This is a genomic window from Pseudomonas sp. 1L-B-1-E-C1, assembly GCF_057291835.1.
The window spans coordinates 142,329-162,344 of the sequence record NZ_JBXAWN010000005.1 but is presented as its reverse complement, the minus strand read 5'-3'; the positions used below and the strand labels follow the sequence as shown (position 1 = coordinate 162,344).

Below are 20,016 nucleotides of genomic sequence, written 5' to 3'. Positions count from 1 at the left end.
CATTAATGTCGCGGCAGCGTCATCCGGCGCTGATGTGAATGAGCCCGCCGGACTGTCGACCCCATAATAATGACAAGAGGCAACTCATCATGCGCCCGATTTCCGTCTGTCTGTGTTTCACCCGTTGTTGCCGGGTCCCGCGCAACGCCTGATTACAACCTTCTATTCTTGTGACCGTGCCTTGTTCTGGCCGGCCGCCGTTCGACTGCGTTTTTTGCGTGGAATAAAAATAATGAACCAGCCTCAGTCCGCTGTGGGTAACTGCCTCGACGTGCAGACCTTCATCAATGCCCAACCAATCTCGCGCTATCAGTGGCGAGTGGTGATTTTGTGTTTCCTGATCGTATTTCTCGACGGCCTCGACACCGCCGCCATGGGCTTCATCGCCCCGGCGCTGTCGCAGGACTGGGGCATCGATCGCGCCAGCCTCGGCCCGGTGATGAGCGCCGCGCTGATCGGCATGGTCTTCGGAGCCCTCGGCTCCGGCCCTTTGGCTGACCGCTTCGGGCGCAAAGTCGTACTCGTCGGTGCGGTGATTCTGTTCGGCGGCTTCAGCCTGGCCTCGGCGTACAGCACCAACGTCGAACAACTGCTGGTGTTGCGCTTCCTGACCGGCCTCGGTCTGGGTGCGGGGATGCCCAACGCCACGACACTGCTGTCGGAATACACCCCGGAGCGCAAGAAGTCGCTGCTGGTGACGAGCATGTTCTGCGGCTTCAATCTCGGCATGGCCGGCGGTGGTTTCATCTCGGCAAAACTGATCCCGGCATTCGGCTGGCACGCCTTGCTGATGATCGGCGGGATCCTGCCGCTGATCCTGGCTGTGGTGCTGGTGTTTTGGCTGCCGGAATCGGCGCGCTATCTCGTGGTGCGCAACCGGGGCACCGACAAAGTGCGCAAGACCCTGGCGCCGATCGACCCGGTTACCGTCGCCCAGGCTGCGAGCTTCAGCGTGCCGGAACAGAAAACCGTCAAGGCGCGCAATGTCTTCGCGGTGATCTTCTCCGGCACTTACAGCACCGGCACTTTGCTGTTGTGGCTGACCTACTTCATGGGTCTGGTGATCGTGTATCTGCTGACCAGTTGGCTGCCGACGCTGATGCGCGACAGTGGCGCGAGCATGGAGCAGGCTGCGTTCATCGGTGCCTTGTTCCAGTTTGGCGGCGTGTTGAGCGCGGTCGGAGTGGGCTGGGCGATGGACCGTTTCAATCCGCACAAGGTCATCGGCATTTTCTACCTGCTCGCCGGGGTGTTTGCCTACGCGGTAGGGCAGAGCCTGGGCAACATCACCCTGCTGGCGACGCTGGTGCTGGTGGCGGGCATGTGCGTCAACGGCGCGCAATCGGCGATGCCGTCGCTGGCAGCGCGCTTTTACCCGACCCAGGGCCGCGCGACCGGGGTGTCGTGGATGCTCGGCATCGGCCGCTTTGGCGCGATTCTCGGCGCGTGGATGGGCGCGACTTTGCTCGGCCTCGGCTGGAATTTCGAGCAGGTGCTGACCGCACTGGTGATCCCGGCCGGTTTGGCCACGGCGGCGGTGCTGATCAAGGGCATGGTCAGTCACGCCGATGCCACCTGATATTTTCATTTAGAGCGAAAAGATCGCAGCCTTCGGCAGCTCCTACAGGGGAATGCATTTCGAATGTAGGAGCTGCCGAAGGCTGCGATCTTTTGCAGGCGACACGAACCGATAGGGAAGCAACAATCCGTTCGATAAACGAACACTCAGTCGATTATCGGATTGTTTGGCGATTTTCCCAGGCTTAATCTTCAGTGACTCCGGCGCTGAACCTCGCGCCTTTTTATCACTGGCGATTCCTTACAAGAACAGGAGCCCGCTCCATGGCTGAGATCCTTTCGCTGCACGACGCGGTGAAGCAATTCGTCAACGACGGCGACACCGTCGCCCTCGAAGGCTTCACTCACCTGATCCCTACGGCAGCGGGTCATGAAATCATTCGTCAGGGCAAGAAAGATCTGACGCTGGTGCGGATGACGCCTGACCTGATCTACGACCAACTGATCGGCGCCGGTTGCGCGCGCAAACTGATTTTCTCCTGGGGCGGCAACCCGGGTGTGGGCTCGCTGCACCGTCTGCGTGACGCGGTCGAGAAGCAATGGCCGCACGCGCTGGAAATCGAAGAACACAGTCATGCCGACCTCGCCAATGCCTATGTCGCTGGCGCGTCCGGCCTGCCGTTCGCGGTGCTGCGTGCCTACGCCGGTTCCGACCTGCCGAAGGTCAACCCGCTGATCAAAACCGTGACCTGTCCGTTCACCGGCGAAGTGCTGGCGGCCGTGCCATCGGTACGCCCCGATGTCACCGTGATTCATGCGCAGAAGGCCGACCGCAAGGGCAACGTGCTGCTCTGGGGCATTCTTGGCGTGCAGAAAGAAGCCGCGCTGGCGGCCAAGCGTTGCATCGTCACTGTGGAAGAAATCGTCGACGACCTCAACGCACCGATGAACGCCTGTGTACTGCCGACCTGGGCCTTGAGCGCGGTCTGCCATGTGCCAGGTGGCGCGCATCCGTCCTACGCCCACGGTTACACCGAGCGTGACAATCGTTTCTATCAGGCGTGGGACCCGATCGCTCGCGACCGTGAGACGTTTACCGCGTGGATCAACGAATACATCCATGGCTGCGCTGACTTCAGCGAATTTCAGGCCAAATTGGCCGCTGCTTCGGAGGCCAAGTAATGACTTACACCACCAATGAAATGATGACCGTCGCTGCGGCCCGTCGCCTGAAGAACGGCTCGGTATGCTTCGTCGGCATCGGCCTGCCGTCGAAAGCCGCCAACCTTGCGCGGCTGACTTCATCGCCGGACGTGGTGCTGATTTACGAATCCGGCCCGATTGGCGCCAAGCCGAGCGTGCTGCCACTGTCCATCGGTGACGGCGAGCTGGCCGAAACCGCCGACACCGTCGTGCCGACCGGTGAGATTTTTCGCTATTGGTTGCAGGGCGGGCGCATCGACGTCGGTTTCCTCGGCGCCGCTCAGGTCGACCGTTTCGGCAATATCAACACTACCGTGGTCGGCGACTATCACGCGCCGAAAGTGCGTCTGCCGGGTGCCGGTGGCGCGCCGGAGATTGCCGGTTCGGCGAAGAGCGTGCTGATCATCCTTAAACAGTCGGCGCGTTCGTTTGTCGACAAGCTCGATTTCATCACCTCGGTCGGTCACGGCGAGGGTGGCGATTCGCGCAAACGTCTGGGCCTGCCGGGCGCCGGGCCGGTGGGGATCATCACCGACCTGTGCATCATGGAACCGGAGGAGGGCACTAACGAGTTCGTGGTTACCGCGCTGCATCCGGGCGTAACCCGCGAGCAAGTGGTCGCCGCCACCGGTTGGGCGATCCGTTTTGCCGACTCCGTTGAAACCACTGCTGAGCCGACCGAGGTCGAGCTGACCGCGCTGCGTGATCTTGAAGCGCGCACCGCCGCCGCCCATGGTCAGGCACCGGGAGAAGCATGATGCGTGACGTGTATATCTGCGACGCGATTCGCACCCCCATCGGCCGTTTCGGCGGCGCACTGTCCGCCGTTCGCGCCGATGACCTGGCCGCCGTGCCGATCAAAGCCTTGATGGAGCGCAACCCATCGGTGGACTGGAATGCAGTCGACGAGGTGTTCCTCGGCTGCGCCAATCAGGCCGGCGAAGACAACCGCAACGTTGCGCGCATGGCGCTGCTGCTTGCGGGGCTGCCGGACAGCGTGCCGGGCGTGACCCTCAATCGCCTTTGCGCTTCGGGCATGGACGCCATCGGCACTGCGTTTCGTGCGATTGCCAGCGGCGAAATGGAGCTGGCAATTGCCGGCGGCGTCGAGTCGATGTCCCGCGCGCCGTTCGTGATGGGCAAGTCTGATGCAGCGTTCTCGCGCAACATGAAACTGGAAGACACCACCATCGGCTGGCGTTTCATCAACCCGCTGATGAAGGCGCAGTACGGCGTCGATGCCATGCCGCAAACCGCTGACAACGTCGCCGACGACTACAAAGTCTCGCGCGAAGATCAGGACGCCTTTGCCCTGCGCAGCCAGCAACGTACCGCCGCCGCTCAGGCCGCCGGGTACTTCGCTGAAGAAATCGTCGAAGTGCGCATCGCTCATAAAAAGGGCGAAACCGTGGTCAGCCAGGACGAACATCCGCGCGCCGACACCACGATCGAAGCGCTGGCCAAACTGAAACCGGTCAACGGCGCGGACAAAACCGTCACCGCCGGCAATGCGTCTGGGGTCAACGACGGCGCGGCGGCACTGATTCTGGCGTCAGCCGAAGCGGTAAAAAAACACGGCCTGACCGCCCGCGCGAAAGTGCTCGGCATGGCCAGCGCCGGCGTTGCACCGCGGGTGATGGGCATCGGCCCGGTGCCGGCGGTGCGCAAACTGACCGAGCGCCTCGGCGTGGCGGTCAGCGATTTCGACGTGATCGAACTCAACGAGGCGTTTGCCAGCCAGGGCCTGGCGGTGCTGCGCGAGTTGGGGCTGGCCGACGATGCGCCGCAGGTCAATCCCAATGGCGGCGCGATCGCTCTCGGTCACCCGTTGGGCATGAGCGGTGCGCGGCTGGTGCTGACCGCCCTGCATCAGTTGGAAAAGACCGGTGGCAAGAAAGGTCTGGCGACCATGTGCGTCGGTGTCGGCCAAGGTCTGGCCTTGGCCATCGAACGCGTCTGACGCGAGCCGTGACGAAAAAGAACAGAGGAAAGCGAAATGTCTGACAAGCCTGGTTACCGTCGCCCGCAGGAAGGCACTCAGCCTGAGTACCTGCACCCGACGTATCAATCCACCAACCTGCGCTCGCCGTCCAAGCCGCTGGTGTTTCTGCCGCATTCGCTGTCGGAAATCACCGGGCCGACCATCGGTGCCGAACACGTTGCCGAGAAAGACAACGACCTGACCGCGCAGCACGCTGGCGAGCCGTTGGGCGAGCGCATCATCATTCACGGCCGCGTGCTCGACGAAGACGGCCTGCCGGTGCCGGGGATTCTGGTGGAGATCTGGCAGGCCAACGCCGCTGGCCGCTACAACCATGCCCGCGACCTGCACGACGCGCCGCTGGACCCGAACTTTACCGGCACTGGCCGCACCGTCACCGATGCCGACGGCTGGTACCAGTTCCAGACCATCAAGCCCGGCGCCTATCCGTGGGGCAACCACCACAACGCGTGGCGCCCGGCGCACATCCATTTTTCCCTGTTCGGGCCGAGCATCCTCACCCGACTGGTCACGCAAATGTACTTTCCCGGCGACCCGTTGCTGGCATATGACCCGATCTACAACTGCGTGCCGGACACCTCGGCCAAGGAACGCCTGATCGCCAGCTTCGATCTGGAAAAAACCATTCCGTCCTACGCCCTCGGTTACCGCTGGGACATCGTGCTGCGCGGCCGTGAAGCCACGCCGATGGAGAAATAAGATGACGCTCTATGCGACCACGTCCCACACCGTCGGGCCGTATTACCACATCGGCCTGACCTGGCTGAACCGCGAAACCCTGGCCAACGAGCTGACCCTCGGCGAGCGCGTGGCCATCACCGGCCAGGTGGTCGACGGCAATGGTGATGTCGTCAACGACGCCATGCTGGAAGTCTGGCAGGCCAATGCCGCCGGCAAGTACGACCACCCGGAAGATCAGCAGGACAAACCGCTCGACCCGAACTTCGAAGGCTTCGGCCGGGTGCCGGTGGATGCCGAAGGGCGCTTCCGTTTCACCACGATCAAACCGGGCAGCGTGCCGGGTTTGAAGGGCTCGACCCAGGCGCCGCATCTGGTGGTGCTGGTGTTTGCCCGTGGTCTGGTCAAGCACTTGCTGACGCGGATTTATTTTGAGGGTGAGCCGGCGAACGTTGCTGATCCGTTGTTGGAGTGTGTGCCGGCAGAGCGTCGCGCAACGTTGCTGGCGAAGCAGGATGCGTCCGGTGTTTACCAGTGGAACGTGATTCTGCAAGGCACTGATGCCGAGACGGTGTTCTTCGATTATTGAAGAACACCGTCCATCCCCTGTGGGAGCGAGCCTGCTCGCGAAAGCGGTGGGTCAGCCAGCACACATGTCGTCTGGCACTCCCTCTTCGCGAGCAGGCTCGCTCCCACAGGGGAACGATCAATACCGGATGTGGAACGGGACTGTTGCAAAGTATGTCTAGACTGTGACTGTCCCTATCGAGTGAAAAAACAATGACAACGCCCACCTCCCATTACACCGGGGAAGAGCGCAGCAAGCGCATCTTCGCCATTGTCGGCGCTTCGTCCGGCAACCTCGTCGAATGGTTCGACTTCTACGTCTACGCCTTCTGCGCGATCTACTTCGCCCCGGCGTTCTTCCCCTCCGACAACCCCACCGTGCAACTGGTCAACACCGCTGGCGTGTTCGCTGCCGGGTTCCTGATGCGGCCGATTGGCGGCTGGATTTTCGGCCGCGTCGCTGACAAGCACGGGCGCAAGAATTCGATGCTTATCTCGATCCTGATGATGTGCTTCGGCTCGCTGCTGATCGCCTGTCTGCCGACCTACAAGGACATCGGCGTCTGGGCGCCGGTGCTGTTGCTGTTTGCGCGCTTGCTGCAAGGCCTGTCGGTGGGCGGCGAGTACGGCACCACCGCGACCTACATGAGTGAAGTCGCGCTCAAGGGCCAGCGCGGTTTCTTCGCCTCGTTCCAGTACGTGACGCTGATTGGCGGACAGCTGTTGGCGGTGTCGCTGGTGGTGGTGCTGCAACAATTCCTCACTGAAGAAGATTTGCGTGCCTACGGCTGGCGGATTCCGTTCGTGGTCGGTGCGGTGGCGGCGCTGATTTCGCTGTTCCTGCGTCGTTCGCTGAAAGAAACCACCAACGAAGAAACCCGCGCGCACAAGGACGCCGGCAGCATCACCGCACTGTTCCGTGACCACAAAGCGGCGTTCATCACCGTGCTTGGTTACACCGCTGGCGGCTCGCTGATTTTCTACACCTTCACCACCTACATGCAGAAATACCTGGTGAACACCGCCGGCATGCACGCCAAGACCGCCAGCTACATCATGACCGGCGCGCTGTTCCTGTACATGTGCATGCAGCCGCTGTTCGGCATGCTCGCCGACAAGATCGGCCGGCGTAATTCGATGCTCTGGTTCGGCGCCCTCGGCACGCTGTTCACCGTGCCGATTTTGCTCAGCCTGAAAAGCATCAGTAGCCCGTTTCTCGCCTTCGTGCTGATCACCCTGGCGCTGGCGATCGTCAGTTTCTACACCTCGATCAGCGGTCTGGTGAAAGCCGAGATGTTCCCGCCGGAAGTCCGCGCGCTTGGTGTCGGTCTGGCTTACGCGGTGGCCAATGCAATCTTCGGTGGTTCGGCAGAGTTTGTGGCCCTGAGCCTCAAGGCCGGCGGCATGGAAAACGCCTTCTACTGGTACGTCACGGCGATGATGGCGGTGGCCTTCCTGTTCAGCCTGCGGTTGCCCAAGCAGGCGAAGTATTTGCACCACGATCTGTAAACTCATGTGCGCGGGCTGCGAGGCCCGCGCCGGCAAGGACTGTTTATGACTCAGCGACCGGGCAATCAATTGTTCGATGCCTACTTCACCGCCCGCGATATGCGCGAGGTGTTCTGTGATCAGGGCCGGCTGCAGGCGATGCTCGATTTCGAAGCGGCGCTGGCCCGGGCCGAGGCGCGGGTCGGGTTGATTCCTTCATCTGCCGTGGCACCGATTGCCGCAGCATGCGACGCGGGCCTGTATGACTTCGCCGCGTTGGGCGAGGCGATTGCCACGGCCGGCAATTCGGCGATTCCGCTGGTCAAGGCGTTGGGCAAACAGATCGCCTCGACCGATGCCGAAGCCGAGCGCTATGTGCATCTGGGCGCGACCAGTCAGGACGTGATGGATTCCGGGCTGGTCCTGCAACTGCGCCAGGCGTTGGTGCTGATCGAAAGCGAACTGGCGCAACTGGCCGACTCGCTGGCCGCTCAGGCGCAACGTTTCGCCACCACACCATTGGCCGGGCGCACCTGGCTGCAACACGCCACGCCGGTGACTCTCGGGATGAAAATCGCTGGATGGCTGGGCGCCGTCACGCGCAGCCGTCAGCGTCTGCAAGAGCTGAAACCGCGGCTGTTGGTGCTGCAATTTGGCGGCGCGTCCGGAACCCTCGCCGCGTTAGGTGAGCAGGCGTTGCCGATTGCTCAAGCGCTGGCTGAAGAACTGCAACTGAGCCTGCCCGAGCAACCGTGGCACACCCAGCGTGATCGCATCGTCGAATTCGGCGCGGTGCTTGGCTTGATTGCCGGCAGTCTCGGCAAATTCGGTCGCGACATCAGCCTGTTGATGCAGACCGAAGCGGCGGAAGTATTCGAGCCCGCCGCACCGGGCAAGGGCGGTTCATCGACCATGCCGCACAAGCGCAACCCGGTCGGCGCGGCGGTGCTGATCGGCGCGGCAACGCGCGTGCCGGGGCTGGTGTCGACGCTGTTCAGCGCGATGCCACAGGAGCACGAACGCAGCCTCGGTCTGTGGCACGCCGAATGGGAAACCCTGCCGGAGATCTGCTGTTTGGTTTCCGGGTCGCTGCAGCAGGCGCGTTTGCTCGCCGATGGCCTGGAGGTCGACGCGGCGCGCATGGCCCGCAATCTTGAGTTGACGCAAGGCCTGGTGCTGGCCGAAGCGGTGAGTATCGTCCTCGCGCAACGAGTGGGCCGCGACACCGCGCATCATCTGCTCGAACAATGCTGCAAACGCGCGGTGGCCGAACAACGCCATTTGCGCGCCGTGCTCGCTGACGAGCCGCAGGTCACCGCCGAACTCAGCGGTGCTGAACTGGATGATCTCTTGAACCCCGCGCATTACCTCGGTCAGGCGCAAGTCTGGGTCGAGCGCGCGGTGGCGGAACACAACGCTTTGACTGTCTGAAGGAGAGGGCTGTGGCTTTCGTTCAACTCGCCGATGGCGAACTGCACTATCAAATTGAGGGCCCGGCCGATGCGCCGGTGCTGGTGCTGTCCAACTCGTTGGGCACCAACCTGCACATGTGGGACGCGCAGATGCCGGCGTTCACCGAGCATTTTCGCGTGCTGCGTTTCGACACTCGCGGCCACGGGCAATCGCTGGTCACCGAAGGGCCTTACAGCATCGAGCAACTGGGCCACGACGTGCTCGGTCTGCTCGATGCGCTGCACATCGAGCGCGCGCATTTCTGCGGGCTATCGATGGGCGGACTGATCGGCCAGTGGCTGGGTATCAACGCCGGGCATCGTTTGCACAAGCTGATCGTCTGCAACACCGCAGCGAAGATCGGTGATCCGTCGGTGTGGAATCCGCGCATCGAAACCGTATTGCGCGACGGCCCGGCGGCGATGGTTGCACTACGTGACGCTTCGATTGCGCGCTGGTTCACCCCGGATTTTTCGGCGGCCCATCCCGAGGCGGCAAAGAAGATTACCGACATGCTTGCCGCGACCAATCCACAAGGCTATGCGGCCAACTGCGCCGCCGTGCGCGATGCCGATTTCCGTGAACAACTGGCTTCGATCAATGTGCCGTTGCTGGTGATTGCCGGCAGCGAAGATGCAGTAACGCCGCCGTCCGGCGGGCATTTCATCCGCGACCATGTGCGCGGCGCCGAGTACGCCGAGTTCTATGCGGCGCATTTGTCCAACGTGCAGGCTGGCGCCGATTTCAGCGACCGAGTGCTGGCGTTTTTGCAGGCTCAGTGAGGAAGATTTTGTGGACGAGAAACAACGTTACGACGAAGGCATGCAAGTGCGCCGCGCGGTGCTCGGTGATGCGCATGTCGACCGCAGCCTGACCACGCTGACCGAGTTCAACTCGGAGTTCCAGGAGATGATCACCCGCCATGCCTGGGGCGACATCTGGACCCGCCCGGGCCTGCCCCGGCACACCCGCAGCCTGATCACCATCGCCATGCTGATCGGCATGAACCGCGAAGGCGAACTGAAACTGCACCTGCGCGCCGCGGCCAATAATGGCGTCAGCCGTGGCGAGATCAAGGAAGTGATCATGCAGAGCGCGATCTACTGCGGCATCCCTGCAGCGAATGCGACGTTTCATTTGGCCGAATCGGTTTGGGATGAATTGGGTGTTGAATCCCGGGATTGATGTTGCCTGAGCCATCGCCTTCGCGAGCAGGCTCGCTCCCACAGTTGGAATGCGTACCCTTGTAGGAGCTGCCGAAGGCTGCGATCTTTTGATTTTGATTCTTTAAAAACAAGATCAAAAGATCGCAGCCTTCGGCAGCTCCTACAAGGATCGGTGTTTATAGCAGGCTGATCGGGTAGCTGACGATCAAGCGGTTCTCGTCGAACTCGTTGTTGCTGAAGTCTCGGCGCATGGTCGAGTTGCGCCATCTGACGTTCAAATCCTTCAACGTGCCGCTCTGCACCGTGTAACCGAGTTCCGATTCGCGGCCCCATTCCTTGCCGTCGGTGATCGTCCCGGTGTGCACGTTGTCGCCGCTGATGTAGCGGTTCATCAGGGTCAGGCCGGGGATGCCCATGGCGGCGAAGTTGTAGTCGTGGCGCAGTTGCCAGGAGCGTTCCTGAGCGTTGTCATAACTGGCGTTGTAGCTGTCGTTGGCGAGGGTGCCGCCACTGGTGCCGTTGACCCGCATCCACGCGCTGTCGCCGGTGAGTTTCTGCAGGCCGACGTAGAAGGTGTTGCCGCCGTATTTGGCGGAAAACATCCCGTACCAGGTCTTGTTGTCGAGATCGCCGGCGCGGGCGCTGCCATCTTCCTTGCCGTAGAAAAACCCGAGGTTGGCGCCCAGCGTCCAGTCGCCGAGCGGCTGGCTGTGCAGCACGTTGAGGTACTGCTGGCTGTAGATGTCCTTGAGCTGCGCGTTCCATAAGCCGATCTGCGTGCGCTTGTCGTTGAACAGGTATTCACCGCCCTGGAAGTTGAAACGATCGGACGTGAACGCGGTTTTGCCGGTCATCGACATGTCGCTCATGCTGCTGTCGTCGCGCGGGCTGTTGGCGCGGAACTGGCCGCCATAGAGGGTCAGGCCAGCGATTTCCTTGGAGGTGATCTGGCCGCCACGGAAGGTTTGCGGCAGTGAGCGACCGTCGTCCGAACGCAGAATCGGCAATACCGGCATCCACTCGCCGACCTTGACTTCGGTCTGCGAGAGTCTGGCCTTGAACGCGACGTTGGTGCGACCGAAGTTGTCCGCCGGGCGACCGTCATGGTCCAGCGGCAACAACTGCGTACCGCCCGTGCCCTTACCGCCATCGAGCTTGATCGAATACAGCCCGAGTACGTCCATGCCAAAGCCGACGGTGCCTTGGGTGAAGCCGGATTTGGCGTCGAGAATGAAACTCTGCGTCCACTCTTCAGCCTTGCCCTGGGCCTTGGTCGGGTTGGTGAAGTTGCGGTTGATGTAGAAGTTGCGCAGGTTGAGGTTGACCTTGGCGCCTTCGATGAAGCCGCTTTCTTCGGCGCTGGCTGGCAGGGCCAGACCGGCGCCGGCCAGGGCGATCACAACGGGCAATGCGTAGGGCACAGGGAAAACTGTCATGGACTTGGGTCTCTCTTGTTTTTTTAGGGCGAACGGCTGCGCTGTCGCGGCGAGTGCGGCGCAGGCAACGTGTGATGCAGGTCTGAGATGCAGCGGTGGCGGTCAGCCAGGCGGGGCAGGGCGCTGGAGCATGGTGTCGAACCTTGTTGTTATTGGTTTTCTGGGTCGAATGGTGAAGGGCCTGTGTGTTCGGATTCAATTGCTGAAAGCGGGTTTTGGGCGGTTATCGAACAGCAAAAAGCAAAGATCGCAGCCTTCGGCAGCTCCTACATTTGGAATGCATTTCCCTGTAGGAGCTGCCGAAGGCTGCGATCTTTTGATCTTCAAAAAACAAAAAGCCCACCAATAAGGTGGGCTTGATGTAGTCAGCCGAGGATCAGAACAGCTTCATCTTCGGCGCTTCTTCTTTCAGCGGTTCGTTCTGCGCGGTCTGCGCATTCCAGCCGCCACCCAGGGCCTTGTACAGGTTGACCGCACTGGTCAGCTGCGCGAGGCGGTCGGTGATCAACGCCTGTTGCGCGCTGAACAACTGACGCTGGGCATCGAGGAAGGTCAGGTTGCTGTCGACGCCGATGCGGTAGCGACGTTCGGCCAGGCGGTAGTAATCCTGGTTGGCCTGAACGAAGTCACGCTGCGCTTGCAGCTGCTCGGTGTAGGTCTGGCGGGCGGCGAGGCCGTCGGCGACTTCCTGGAAGGCCGTCTGAATGGACTTCTCGTAGTTCGCCACGCCAATGTCCTTCTGGATCTTGGCGTAGTCGAGGCTGGCGCGCAGGCTGCCGGCGTTGAAGATCGGCAGGTTGATCTGCGGCTGGAACAGCCACGTCCCCGAACCACCCTTGAACAGACCCGACAGGTCCGGGCTCAGGCTGCCCGCGTTGGCGGTCAGGCTGATGCTCGGGAAGAACGCTGCACGGGCCGCGCCGATGTTGGCATTGGCCGCCTTCAGGTTGTATTCCGCTTGCAGGATGTCCGGACGACGCTGCAGCAGATCCGAAGGCAGACCGGCCGGCACGTCGCTGAGCAGGTCGTCGGCCAGCGGTTTGGCCGCTTGCAGATTGGCCGGAATACCGGTGCCGAGCAGCAGGGTCAGGCTGTTTTCGTCCTGTGCAACCTGGCGGGTGTAACGCGCCAATTGTGCCCGGGCGTTTTCCACGGAAGTGCGCGACTGCGCCAGATCCAGGGCCGAAGCCACACCGACTTCGTTGCTGCGGCTGGTCAGCTTGAAGCTTTCTTCGAAGGCACCGAGGGTGTCCTGCGTCAGCTTGAGCAGTTCCTTGTCCGCTTGCCAGGTCAGATAGGCATTGGCGACGTTGGCCACCAGACTGATCTGCGTGCTGCGGCGTGCTTCTTCGGTGGCGAAGTATTGTTGCAGCGCTTGTTCGCTCAGGCTGCGCACCCGGCCGAACAGGTCGAGTTCGTAAGCGCTGACGCCGACAGTGGCCGAGTACTGACTGCTGATCATCGAGTCACCGGTCTGCGAGGCACGGGCCGGCAGACGCTGGCGGCTGCCGGCAGCATTGGCCGACACCGCCGGGAACAGGTCGGCGCGCTGGATGCGGTACTGCGCCGCGTAAGCGTCGATGTTCAGCGCCGCGACACGCAGGTCGCGGTTGTTTTCCAGAGCGACCTGGATCAGCTGTTGCAGGGCAGGGTCATGGAAAAACTGCTTCCAGCCCTGTTCGGCCGCGGCTTGCGCCGGAGCCTGGGCCGGCGAATACGCCGGCCCCTGCGGGTACTGGCCTGCGACCGGAGCCTCAGGCTGCTGATAGTCAGGTATCAGCGAGCAACCGCTCAGCACGAAGGCGGCGACTGCGATGGAGAGTAGCGACTTGCTCATTGGCCAGCCTCTTTAGGAGTTTCAGTAGTCTCATCCGCGTCGGTCTTTTTGCGCTGACCGATCGACGACACAGTAACGAAGAACAGTGGGACCCAGAAAATCGCCAGGATCGTGGCCGTGAGCATACCGCCAATCACGCCGGTACCGATCGCATGTTGGCTGCCTGAACCGGCGCCGGTGGAAATCGCCAGCGGTACCACACCGAGAACGAAGGCCAGCGAGGTCATGATGATCGGGCGCAGACGCATACGGCAGGCTTCGATTGCCGCTTCACGCAGGCTGCGTCCCTGTTCATGCAGTTCCTTGGCGAATTCGACGATCAGAATCGCGTTTTTAGCCGCCAGACCGATGGTCGTCAACAACCCCACCTGGAAGTACACGTCATTGGACAGACCGCGCAGGCTGGTGGCCATCAGTGCACCGATGATCCCCAGCGGTACCACGAGCATGACCGCGATCGGAATCGACCAGCTTTCATACAGCGCCGCCAGACACAGGAACACCATCAGCAACGACAGGGCGTACAGCGCTGGCGCTTGCGAGCCGGACAGACGTTCCTCGTAGGACAGACCGGTCCAGGAAATACCGACACCGGACGGCAGCTTCTTGGCAATCGCTTCGACTTCAGCCATCGCTTCACCGGTGGAGTAGCCCGGTGCCGGAGCCCCGAGGACTTCGACCGCTTCCACACCGTTGTAGCGCGCCAGTTTCGGCGAACCGTAGACCCACTCGCCCTTGGCGAATGCCGAGAACGGAACCATGGTGCCTTCGGCGTTACGCACGTACCACTTCTTCAGGTCTTCCGGGCTCATGCGCGAGTCCGGTTGGCCCTGCACGTAGACTTTCTTCACCCGACCACGGTCGATGAAGTCGTTGACATAGCTACTGCCCAGCGCGATCGACAGGGTGTTGTTGATGTCGCTGATGGTGATGCCGAGGGCACTGGCTTTCTCGTCATCGATCTCCAGCTGGAACTGCGGCTCATCGTTCAGGCCGTTCGGACGCACCTGGGTCAGCACCTTGCTTTGCGCCGCCATGCCGAGGAACTGGTTACGCGCTTCCATCAGTTTTTCGTGACCGATACCGGCGCGGTCCTGCAGGAACACGTCGAAACCGGTGGCGTTACCCAATTCCAGAACCGCTGGTGGGGCGAAGGCGAACACCATCGCGTCACGGAAGCTGAAGAAGTGTTGCTGGGCACGCGCAGCGAGATTGAACACGCTGTTATCGGCGTTACGTTCGCCCCACGGTTTGAGCATGATGAACGCCATACCCGAGCTCTGCCCACGGCCAGCGAAGTTGAAGCCGGTCACGGTGAACACCGAAGCCACCGCGTCCGCTTCACCGCCGTCCTTGTTGGGACGCAGCAGGTACTCACGCATTTCATCCACCACCACTTGCGTGCGCTGGGCACTGGAACCGGCCGGGGTCTGCACCTGAGCGAACAGTACGCCCTGGTCTTCTTCCGGCAGGAACGCGGTCGGAATGCGGGTGAACAGCCAGATCATGCCCACGACGATCAGCAGGTACGCCAGCAGGTACGGAGCCTTGCGGGTCAGCATGTTGCCGACGCCGCGCTCGTAGCTGCGCACGCCACGGTCGAAGTTGCGGTTGAACCAGCCGAAGAAACCTTTCTTCGGGGTACCGTGCTCGCCTTTCGGAATCGGCTTGAGCATGGTCGCGCACAGCGCCGGGGTGAAGATCAGGGCAACCAGTACCGACAGGGCCATGGCCGACACGATGGTGATCGAGAACTGCTTGTAGATCACACCGGTGGAGCCGCTGAAGAATGCCATCGGCAGCAGTACCGCCGAGAGCACGAGGGCGATACCGACCAGTGCGCCCTGGATCTGGCCCATGGATTTCTTCGTCGCTTCCTTCGGTGACAAGCCTTCTTCGCTCATCACCCGCTCGACGTTTTCCACCACCACGATGGCGTCGTCCACCAGCAGACCGATGGCCAGCACCATGCCGAACATGGTCAGGGTGTTGATGCTGAAACCGGCGGCGGCGAGGATGCCGAACGTACCGAGCAGTACCACTGGCACAGTCATCGTGGTGATGACGGTGGCGCGGAAGTTCTGCAGGAACAGGAACATCACCAGGAACACCAGCGCGATCGCTTCGACCAGCGTGTGCACCACGCCTTTGATCGACTCGGTCACCACTGGGGTGGTGTCGTACGGGAACACCACTTCCATGCCTTGCGGGAAGAACGGCTTGAGGCTGTCGATGGTGTTGCGCAGTGCTTTGGCGGTGTCGAGGGCGTTGGCGCCGTTGGCCAGTTTCACCGCCAGACCGGACGCCGGGCTGCCGTTGAACTGGGCGCTGATCGCGTAGTTCTCACCGCCGAGGCCGACTTCAGCCACGTCCTTGAGGCGAACCTGCGAGCCGTCCTTGTTGACCTTGAGCAGGATTTCCTTGAACTGCTCGGCAGTCTGCAGACGGGTCTTGCCGATGATCGTCGCGTTCAGTTGCTGGCCCTGCACGGCAGGCAAGCCACCGAGCTGACCGGATGAAACCTGGACGTTCTGCGCAGCAATGGCGTTTTTCACGTCGACCGGGGTCAGGTTGAAGTTGTTCAGCTTGGCCGGGTCGAGCCAGATACGCATCGCGTACTGCGCACCGAAGACCTGGAAGTCACCGACACCGGCGGTCCGCGAGATCGGGTCCTGCATGTTCGACACGATGTAGTTGGACAGGTCGTCCTTGGTCATGCTGCCGTCACGCGACACCACGCCGATCACCAGCAGGAAGTTCTTCACTGCCTTGGTCACGCGGATACCCTGTTGCTGCACTTCCTGCGGCAGCAGCGGGGTGGCCAGGTTCAGCTTGTTCTGGACCTGGACCTGCGCGGTGTCGGAGTTGGTGCCTTGCTCGAAGGTCGCGGTGATGGTCATGCTGCCGTCGGAGTTACTTTCCGACGACACATAACGCAGGTTGTCGATACCGTTGAGCTGTTGCTCGATGACCTGGACCACGGTGTCCTGCACGGTTTGTGCGGATGCGCCCGGGTAGGTCACCTGGATCGCGATGGCCGGCGGCGCAATGCTCGGGTATTGGTTGATCGGCAATTTCAGGATCGAAAGTGCCCCGACCAGCATGATCACCAGGGCAATTACCCAGGCGAAAATCGGACGGTCGATGAAGAATTTTGACATGGGTTACTCCCCTTTGCCGCCGGCGGCTTTGTCAGCTGCCTGTGCGGGGGCCGGGTTCTTGGTGCCGACGTTAGTCGCCTCGGTCGCTTTGACCTCGACGCCCGGTTTGACGTACTGCAGGCCTTCGGTGATCAGACGATCGCCGGCTTTCAGGCCGTCTTCGATCAGCCACTGGCTGCCGACGGTGCGGCTGGCCTTGAGCTGACGCAGCTCGACCTTGTTGTCGGCGCCGACGACCAGTGCGGTCGGGGTGCCTTTGAGGTCGCGGGTCACGCCTTGCTGCGGCGCGAGAATCGCTGCGCTGTTGACGCCGGCCTGCAACTGGGCGTGAACGAACATGCCTGGCAGCAGAGTGTGATCCGGGTTCGGGAACACCGCGCGCAGGGTCACCGAGCCAGTGGTCTGGTCAACCGAGACTTCGGAGAATTCCAGCTTGCCGTCGAGCTTGTACTGGCTGCCGTCTTCCAGGGTCAGCTTGACTGCCGCGGCGTTGTCGCCGGCCTTCTGCAGACGGCCGCTTTCCAGTTCTCGGCGCAGCTCCAGCAGTTCGACCGAAGACTGAGTCACGTCGACGTAGATCGGATCGAGCTGCTGAATCACCGCCATCGCATCGGCCTGACCATTGCTGACCAGAGCGCCTTCGGTGACCGAAGAACGGCCAATGCGGCCGGAGATCGGCGCATAGACCTTGGTATAACGCACGTTGATCTGCGCGCTCTGCAACTCCGCTTCCGATTGCAGACGGTTGGACAGGGCCGTGTCGTATTCCTGCCGGCTGACGGCCTGCTCATCGACCAGTTGCTTGTAGCGATCGGATATCGACTTGGTCGAACGCAGGCTGGCTTCGGCGCTTTTCAGCGTCGCTTCATAGACCGATGGATCGATCTGATACAGCTGCTGGCCGGCCTTGACGTCGGCGCCTTCCTTGAACAGACGCTTGAGGATGATGCCGTTGACCTGCGGGCGAACTTCAGCGATGCGGAACGCACTGGTGCGGCCCGGCAGCTCGGAGGTGAGGGTAAAGGCTTGTGGTTGCAGGGTGACGACGCCGACCTGAGGGGGCGGAGCGGCAGGGGCCGCTTCTTCCTTTTTACATCCGCTGAGCAGCGATGCCAGGGCGACGGCAGTGACCAGAGCGGTAACAGCTGGCTTGAATTGCATGAAGATCCTCGGGTCAGGCGCGCAAGGAGCGCACAAGAAGTGTGAAAGAGTAAAAATCGGGCACCGGGTGGATAAGTAGCTTGCTAAGTAATATACTTACGTTCATGGTTGTTTGTAAACACCTGTGCCGCGTACCCACCCTGTTATCAAAAGTGGCGCGAGGTTTGAAATTGTAGGCCGGGGAGCCGATTCGCGAGAGATCGCCCCCTCTTTATTCAGCGGATATTCAGCCATCCCTGAAACATCCTGTTTGAGGTTTTACTGCCATGGTCCGTCGTACCAAAGAGGAAGCTCAGGAAACCCGCAGCCAGATCCTGGAAGCGGCCGAGAAAGCCTTCTATGAAAGGGGGGTTGCCCGCACCACCCTGGCGGACATCGCGACCCTCGCCGGCGTGACGCGTGGCGCGATTTACTGGCATTTCAGCAACAAGGCCGATCTGGTCCAGGCCATGCTCGACAGCCTGCACGAACCGCTGGACGAACTGGCCAAGGCCAGCGAAAGCGAGGACGAACCGGACCCGCTGGGCTGCATGCGGCAGTTGCTGATTCATTTGTTTCATCAAGTTGCACTGGACCCGAAAACCCGGCGCATCAACGAAATTCTGTTTCATAAGTGCGAGTTCACCGATGAAATGTGCGATCTGCGCCAGCAGCGCCGGACGGCCAGTCTCGATTGCAACTTGCGCATCGGGCTGACCCTGCGTAATGCGGTGAATCGCGGCCAGTTGCCGGAAGACCTCGACACTGCCCGCGCGGCCATCAGCATTCATGCCTATATCGACGGCCTGCTGTACGGCTGGCTGCTGGCCCCGGACAGCTTCGAATTGCACGCCGAGGCTGAACGCTGGGTCGACACCGGGCTGGACATGCTGCGCCTGAGCCCGAGCCTGCGCAAATGAAACAAAATGCGCAATTGCCCGGGGAGATGTCAATCAGCCGCCATGGCTGATGATCGCGGCGGGGAGTTTAAACCTAGCGAGCCATGCATTTTGTAGGGAAATTGTGTAGCTCTTGTGAAACCGTGTTTCGCCGCTTTCCCCTCACCCTGGCCCTCTCCCAGAGGGAGAGGGGACCGACCGAGCTGATCTTTCGAGTGACGCCGACCTGAAATATCCCGCCGAACTCAGGTTCTGAAAGCTCTGCAAATCGGCTCCCTCTCCCTCGGGAGAGGGCTGGGGTGAGGGGCTACGTCGGGTGCCACGCAACAAATCTGAAGCCGAACAACGAAAAGCCCCGGACTCTCACAAGTCCGGGGCTTTTACATTTCTGCGCTACAGCGTGCTTACAACGTCGGATAGTCGATATAACCCACCGGACCTTTACCGTAGAAAGTCTCCGGATGCGGCTCGTTCAACGGCGCATCGGCCTGCAAACGGGCCGGCAGATCCGGGTTGGCAATGAACGGCACGCCGAACGCGACCGCGTCTGCCTTACCACTGGCCAGCCACTCGTTGGCGCTTTCCTTCGTGAATTTTTCGTTGGCGATGTACGGGCCACCGAAGGCTTCTTTCAGTTGTGGGCCGAGGCTGTCGGCGCCATCTTTTTCCCGCGAGCAGATGAACGCGATGCCGCGCTTGCCCAGTTCACGGGCGACATAGGTGAAGGTCTCGGCGAGATTGTCATCGCCCATGTCGTGGGAATCGGCACGCGGTGCCAGGTGCACACCAACGCGACCCGCGCCCCAGACTTCGATCGCCGCGTCGGTGACTTCCAGCAGCAGGCGCGCACGGTTTTCCAGCGAGCCGCCGTACTGGTCAGTGCGCTGGTTGGTGCTGCTTTGCAGGAACTGGTCGAGCAGGTAACCGTTGGCGCCGTGGATTTCCACGCCGTCGAAACCTGCGGCCTTGGCGTTCTCGGCGCCGGTGCGGTAGGCGTCGACGATGTCGGCGATTTCAGCGGTTTCCAGGGCGCGCGGGGTTGGATAGTCGGCCAGTGGGCGAACCAGGCTGACGTGACCCTTTGGCTGGATGGCGCTTGGCGCCACCGGTGCTTCACCGTTCAGGTACGAAGGGTGGGAAATGCGGCCAACGTGCCACAGTTGCAGGAAAATCTTGCCGCCGGCGCCGTGAATCGCCTTGGTCACGTTGGCCCAGCCACGCACTTGATCGTTGGACCAGATGCCCGGGGTATCCGGGTAGCCCACGCCCATCGGCGTAACCGACGTGGCTTCGCTGAGGATCAGGCCGGCCGAGGCGCGCTGCACGTAGTATTCGGCCATCAGCGCGTTCGGCACACGACCTTCGTCGGCGCGGCAGCGGGTCAGCGGGGCCATGATGATGCGGTTGTTCAGCTCGATGTCGCCAAGTTTGATCGGGTCGAAAATAGTCGCCATGTCTAAAAGCCTCTC

17 protein-coding genes are annotated in these 20,016 nt (G+C 61.7%); 12 read left to right on the top strand and 5 right to left on the bottom strand.

The window, feature by feature from the left end; all coding sequences use genetic code 11:
• Positions 1–232: 232 nt before the first annotated feature.
• The 10 genes from pcaK (at position 233) to pcaC (ending at position 10,093) form a co-directional block, all read left to right on the top strand.
• Positions 233–1,579 (top strand): 4-hydroxybenzoate transporter PcaK, encoded by a 1,347-nt coding sequence (pcaK, locus tag AC0Z4S_RS10815; protein ID WP_073475852.1) that lies wholly within the window; start codon positions 233–235, stop codon positions 1,577–1,579.
• A gap of 263 nt (positions 1,580–1,842) precedes the next feature.
• Entirely contained in the window at positions 1,843–2,700 is an 858-nt protein-coding gene (locus tag AC0Z4S_RS10810) for a CoA transferase subunit A (RefSeq protein ID WP_024011937.1), read from the top strand.
• Complete coding sequence (locus AC0Z4S_RS10805; RefSeq protein WP_485622972.1) at positions 2,700–3,479, top strand: CoA-transferase subunit beta; 780 nt, start codon at positions 2,700–2,702, stop codon at positions 3,477–3,479. The genes AC0Z4S_RS10810 and AC0Z4S_RS10805 overlap by 1 nt, the downstream gene beginning before the upstream one ends.
• Positions 3,476–4,681: a 3-oxoadipyl-CoA thiolase gene (gene pcaF / locus AC0Z4S_RS10800; protein WP_485622971.1), complete on the top strand. Its 1,206-nt coding sequence runs from the start codon at positions 3,476–3,478 to the stop codon at positions 4,679–4,681. Before AC0Z4S_RS10805 ends, pcaF begins: the two co-directional genes overlap by 4 nt.
• Before the next feature lie 36 nt (positions 4,682–4,717).
• Positions 4,718–5,422, top strand: a complete 705-nt coding sequence (pcaH, locus tag AC0Z4S_RS10795; protein ID WP_253499909.1) for a protocatechuate 3,4-dioxygenase subunit beta — start codon at positions 4,718–4,720, stop codon at positions 5,420–5,422.
• Position 5,423: 1 nt separating this feature from the next.
• On the top strand, positions 5,424–5,990 hold the full coding sequence (gene pcaG, locus AC0Z4S_RS10790) for a protocatechuate 3,4-dioxygenase subunit alpha (RefSeq protein ID WP_485622969.1): 567 nt from the start codon (positions 5,424–5,426) through the stop codon (positions 5,988–5,990).
• A 191-nt stretch (positions 5,991–6,181) separates the two neighbouring features.
• A complete protein-coding gene (locus tag AC0Z4S_RS10785) occupies positions 6,182–7,477 on the top strand; it encodes an MFS family transporter (protein WP_039762664.1) in 1,296 nt (431 codons plus the stop codon).
• Positions 7,478–7,522: 45 nt separating this feature from the next.
• On the top strand, positions 7,523–8,887 hold the full coding sequence (locus AC0Z4S_RS10780) for a 3-carboxy-cis,cis-muconate cycloisomerase (RefSeq protein ID WP_485622968.1): 1,365 nt from the start codon (positions 7,523–7,525) through the stop codon (positions 8,885–8,887).
• 11 nt (positions 8,888–8,898) lie between these two features.
• Entirely contained in the window at positions 8,899–9,690 is a 792-nt protein-coding gene (gene pcaD, locus AC0Z4S_RS10775) for a 3-oxoadipate enol-lactonase (protein ID WP_485622967.1), read from the top strand.
• Between the two features lie 10 nt (positions 9,691–9,700).
• A complete protein-coding gene (gene pcaC, locus AC0Z4S_RS10770) occupies positions 9,701–10,093 on the top strand; it encodes a 4-carboxymuconolactone decarboxylase (protein WP_024011942.1) in 393 nt (130 codons plus the stop codon).
• Positions 10,094–10,250: 157 nt separating this feature from the next.
• Here pcaC and AC0Z4S_RS10765 read toward each other — a convergent pair whose 3' ends face one another.
• Entirely contained in the window at positions 10,251–11,510 is a 1,260-nt protein-coding gene (locus AC0Z4S_RS10765) for an OprD family porin (RefSeq protein WP_485622966.1), read from the bottom strand.
• On the opposite strand from AC0Z4S_RS10765, the gene AC0Z4S_RS10760 reads away from it, so the two are divergent.
• Positions 11,509–11,859, top strand: coding sequence for a hypothetical protein (locus tag AC0Z4S_RS10760; protein ID WP_485622965.1), 351 nt, complete (start codon positions 11,509–11,511; stop codon positions 11,857–11,859). The two genes, AC0Z4S_RS10765 and AC0Z4S_RS10760, sit on opposite strands and share 2 nt — an antisense overlap.
• A 27-nt stretch (positions 11,860–11,886) precedes the next feature.
• On the opposite strand, the gene emhC is transcribed toward AC0Z4S_RS10760, so the two are convergent.
• Genes emhC through emhA form a run of 3 tightly spaced genes read right to left on the bottom strand, consistent with a single transcriptional unit; the run spans position 11,887 to position 17,669 of the window.
• A complete protein-coding gene (gene emhC / locus AC0Z4S_RS10755) occupies positions 11,887–13,347 on the bottom strand; it encodes an efflux RND transporter outer membrane subunit EmhC (RefSeq protein WP_485622964.1) in 1,461 nt (486 codons plus the stop codon).
• A complete protein-coding gene (gene emhB, locus AC0Z4S_RS10750; RefSeq protein ID WP_024011946.1) occupies positions 13,344–16,508 on the bottom strand; it encodes an efflux RND transporter permease subunit EmhB in 3,165 nt (1,054 codons plus the stop codon). Before emhB ends, emhC begins: the two co-directional genes overlap by 4 nt.
• Before the next feature lie 3 nt (positions 16,509–16,511).
• A complete protein-coding gene (gene emhA / locus AC0Z4S_RS10745) occupies positions 16,512–17,669 on the bottom strand; it encodes an efflux RND transporter periplasmic adaptor subunit EmhA (RefSeq protein WP_253499935.1) in 1,158 nt (385 codons plus the stop codon).
• A 266-nt stretch (positions 17,670–17,935) separates the two neighbouring features.
• Here emhA and emhR point away from each other — a divergent pair, with 266 nt between their 5' ends.
• Positions 17,936–18,568 (top strand): efflux system transcriptional repressor EmhR, encoded by a 633-nt coding sequence (emhR, locus tag AC0Z4S_RS10740; RefSeq protein WP_016771330.1) that lies wholly within the window; start codon positions 17,936–17,938, stop codon positions 18,566–18,568.
• A 383-nt stretch (positions 18,569–18,951) separates the two neighbouring features.
• On the opposite strand, the gene AC0Z4S_RS10735 is transcribed toward emhR, so the two are convergent.
• On the bottom strand, positions 18,952–20,001 hold the full coding sequence (locus tag AC0Z4S_RS10735; RefSeq protein WP_485622962.1) for an alkene reductase: 1,050 nt from the start codon (positions 19,999–20,001) through the stop codon (positions 18,952–18,954).
• Positions 20,002–20,016: the final 15 nt, after the last annotated feature.